We start from the raw sequence: 544 nt of genomic DNA, 5'->3' as shown, positions 1-544 counted from the left end.
TCAACTTGCGCATTTCATCAAGCGCAACCAAGGCTTTTTTCACGAGACCATCGACATGCTTTTCAGCAGCAAGTTGTTTTTCCTCTGGGGTTACTGTTTTTTTATCAGCCATATTATCCTCCATAGCCTTTAAGGATGTTATCCTTTGTTAATTATTTCACAAATTTATTATAACTCTTTTTTTATGCTTTGTAAACAGTTTCATAAGCATTTCACAAAGAAATTTTCTAAGATTGTGATTTTTTTCTCAATATAGCTATACAATAGAGTTTTGTCTGGACGATTGTGAAATTATGGAAAAAATTTTTTTATTTCACAAAGTTTTTCTAGTTGATAGTTAGTTATCGAATTCAAGACAAGAAAGCGTTTTCTTTTCAGGCTTTGAAAATAGTCTCCTAACTTGGAGACTACTGTTTTTGCTGAAAAACGCCTTGTTTAAAGGTCCCCTCATAAACAACTTCTTGCTCTGTAGTCAACTTCCCTTGACCTTCAGCCTGACCATTTACAAAATCACCTTCGTATTTCCAGCCATCTTTTGATTGAA

General features: G+C 33.6%; 1 pseudogene. It reads right to left on the bottom strand.

The annotated features are described in order from the left end of the window. Nucleotides 1-407 precede the first annotated feature (407 nt). Nucleotides 408-544: pseudogene (locus GMD4S_RS10270) on the bottom strand (hypothetical protein); the annotation flags it as partial.

The organism is Streptococcus sp. GMD4S, from assembly GCF_000296955.1.
Note: the sequence above shows the minus strand (reverse complement) of the source record. Positions and strands in the feature narration are given on the sequence as shown.